Annotated in this window: 2 protein-coding genes; both read right to left on the bottom strand. The window is 35.7% G+C overall.

All coding sequences use genetic code 11. The features are described 5' to 3' along the window. The coding region (locus VB797_RS34735; RefSeq protein ID WP_323242357.1) for an ATP-binding protein at nucleotides 1-584 on the bottom strand (584 nt) is incomplete at its 3' end. Nucleotides 585-667: 83 nt separating this feature from the next. Next, nucleotides 668-3,275 (bottom strand): TnsA endonuclease N-terminal domain-containing protein (locus VB797_RS34730; RefSeq protein WP_323242356.1); only part of this gene is annotated, 2,608 nt, incomplete at its 5' end.

Below are 3,275 nucleotides of genomic sequence, written 5' to 3'. Positions count from 1 at the left end.
CTTAATTGGTCGCCAACATCGTGTAGAGTAAGTAGCTCATAAGTACCTATTAACCCATGCATAACTCCTGTTCTATTGGCTAAAGATTTTATTGCTTCAGGTAAATCTGTTAGCTTGCGTCCAGAAGCTAGCATCAACATATGATGAGCTTCGTCAATAAAAAAGACTTTGGGTTTGCGATGTTTGAGAGCTTGTTCTAAAGCCCATCCTAAATCAGTTTCAATAACCTTTGACTCGACTACAATTTGCCCTTTACTATTACGATAAATACCTCGCGTGCCATAATCTATTTTATGGTCAATTAATGGTTCATTAAGGGCAAATAAGCAGCGTTTAATGTGGTCTTTTGAATTAAAAATTCCTGATTTTTGAACCACTGCCTCAACTGATGTAAATGGTATGAAACCAGGGTCTATTTCTAACTGTGCAGCACTCTCATCAATGAACCACTTTTCAATTAATAAACGTAGAGTAGTTTTACCAACTCCTGTTGGTCCATAAATAAAAATCACCTGTGAATCGCTTGAATGACTAACCACAAGTTTAAGGAAATTGAAGGCTTCTTCTAACCGAGGGTGCGCCATTGTATAATTCTCAAAATACTCAAGCTTTAGAGCATTTGATTGTGTTAGCAACCCAGGTGGAAAATGCGGATTTTGAGACATGACTAATAAGAGTCAAAAATTTGAAGTGAGGATATTTGAATATCTTTATCTATTTGTTCTGCCATTGAACTATCGTTTTCATATTGCTCAACAGCTTCTATTTGGGGTAAATGTAATGATTCATTCTTATTAATTTTATCTCTTTCAAAATCAATGACTTTAAATACTTCTTTTCCTTGATTATCTCGCAGACGTTGTGCTAGTAAGACCTCCTCTGCTTCAGCAGTTGAGATAAATTCTGCTAATTTCTTCGCTCTAACTTGAAATTTTTGATGATGATTAGAAAAACGTTTTTGCAACTCAGTTGTTGCAAGCCAAATTTCTTTTTCTGAACGTCCTTTTAAAATAGCGTAATATTCGCTAATGCATTGAAGCCACTGACCACGAACGTAGGCATAAGCAATCCCAACATCAAACGGGTCATATCTTACTTCTACATAGGTTTTGTGGATACTAGGGTCGCGGAAAGCAGAATTCCAGTAATGAATTCCTCGTATTTGTATTCCTTGGGTTGGATGAACTTTTACTCTTCCTAATTGTGTTGTTGGTAAAGTTAAAATTCGTAATTTTTCATCATAGGGTATTAGTCTATGAGTTCTTAATCCATATTTCGCTATACCTTGATTAAATGCCGTAAAAGGAGACATCCCCAAAGCTGGGTGTTCCGTTGTGTCATATTCTAAGTAAGCCCATTCGCAAAGATATAAATACAATAAGCCAAGCGTCCAAACAGCTAAGTTTTTAGGGTTGACTGTTTTGGTCATCAACCTGACTTTTTTGGTAATCTGCGTATTCCCAGCCAAATTATAAACAAATTGGGTGTTAGCTGTTCCAAATAAACGCTCGCAAACCCCACTAAATCGAGATGCAGTAGGAGGACGGTGCTTGAGCGTGCATTCAAACAAAGCTAACAAGCTCTCGAAGTAAGTACTGTGGAACTCCTTACCGTTGTCCGTCACTATTATTTGAGGCAGACGAGAATAGCGCATCACACAAATCCGTAGTACCATCATGCAACTGCGGTAAGAAGGAGCGTCAAAAGTTAAATAAGCTGCTAAAATTCGCCGACTGTAAGCATCTACCAAAAATGTTACCCAAGGTCTGCCAAGCACTTGATCTGTACTTGAACACCGTAGTTCTATATCTAACTTTGTGTGGTCTATATGACAAATTTCTAAAGGACGGTCTCCGTGTCTTGGTGTTGTTAGCTCTAACTCCCAATAAAATGGTATCTGTGGATAAGCAGCTCGATGTCCTTCTCTTTTTAAAGTTTGTTTCCAGTCACTACGCCGTTTTATCTCGTTGATAAATGTTTTATAGCTAGGAATTTGGTCATCTGGAATTAAAGAAGCTGCACAAGCATTACAAAAAGCTCCATATACCTCATACTTGCGCTTTTGTTTGTGAGTCTCGTAGCTTTCTGTAATAAATTTATCTATTAATTCCAATGTTTGTTGGGGTAACTTTCGATTACGATTTCCTTTTTTATTAGAGCAGTTCAAAAGCCCAATATAGCCATAACCATACTTTTGTTGAGCCTGCCTATATTTAGCGAGCCAATATCTTAAAGTGCGTGACGGTACTGTTGAATTTTCTATTTTTTGTCCTAACAATATTGGCTCAATACTTTTATAACGGTAATTAGCATCTTCTAAATCTTTATGAGATGCTGAGAAGATTATTGAATTTATTTTGTCAGTGCTATTGGTCTGAATTTGAGGTTTATGTGCTGTTATTTTACCAAGCCTAATTTTATTCTCAAATTCGATAAGTGGTAAATCAATAAATTCTCCTGAATCTGCACATAATGTTATTTCTGTATGACCAATTTGAATTAATCTGTAGCTTTTACTATCCCATTTAATTCTTGTATTTGGTATTAGATTTATAACAGGTGACAAGATTGTATCTGTACTTTTTGATGATGAAAATATTAATTTATAAGATTTTGCACATTCTTGGTCGTAAAAAACTTTGCATTGTTCTGGCTCAACTAATAATTCTGATTCTAAATCTACATAGATATGCTCGCTAGCAATTAGAAAATAAATGTCATCTGCATCAATTCCTGAATTATTCTCAAGTAGTTGATTAAGAGTTATTCCTGGTTGGGAGCTAACTATATTTTCAATTAACTCCTCCGACTCATTACAACTATTTTTATAGTCATCAAAGAAACGGTAATAGTCTTCTAAAAAAGTTATATTCCGATATAAAATCCAATTTATTTGGGCATCTGAAAAAATTTGAAAATCAAATCCAAACCGTGCAGCGTACTCAAAGGCTGGTGGTGAGAACCAGCAATCATTTTCTCCTTTTATGTAACGATGAGGCTGTTTGACTGCTAGTTTTTGTAATTCCCTTTCTGTTTTGCATTCTATCCACCCAGCACTATTTTTTCTAATTACAAAAAAGTCTGGAGTGTAGAAGAATCCTAAATTTCGTCCCGACGAAGATTGGTAGTTAATTTTAAATGCAGGAGGCTGATCATAAAATTCTAGAACCTCCTCATCATGCTCCAGTTCATATATGGCAGGAAGCTCAACTTTGTGAGATTCAAACTGAATAGTTTTTTTGTTCTTTTTACTAGGGTAAAAACCCGAAACATTC

This window comes from Rivularia sp. UHCC 0363, from assembly GCF_034931125.1.
Lineage (GTDB): Bacteria > Cyanobacteriota > Cyanobacteriia > Cyanobacteriales > Nostocaceae > Rivularia.
The sequence above is the reverse complement of the archived record's forward strand: the minus strand, read 5'-3'. Positions and strand labels throughout refer to the sequence as shown.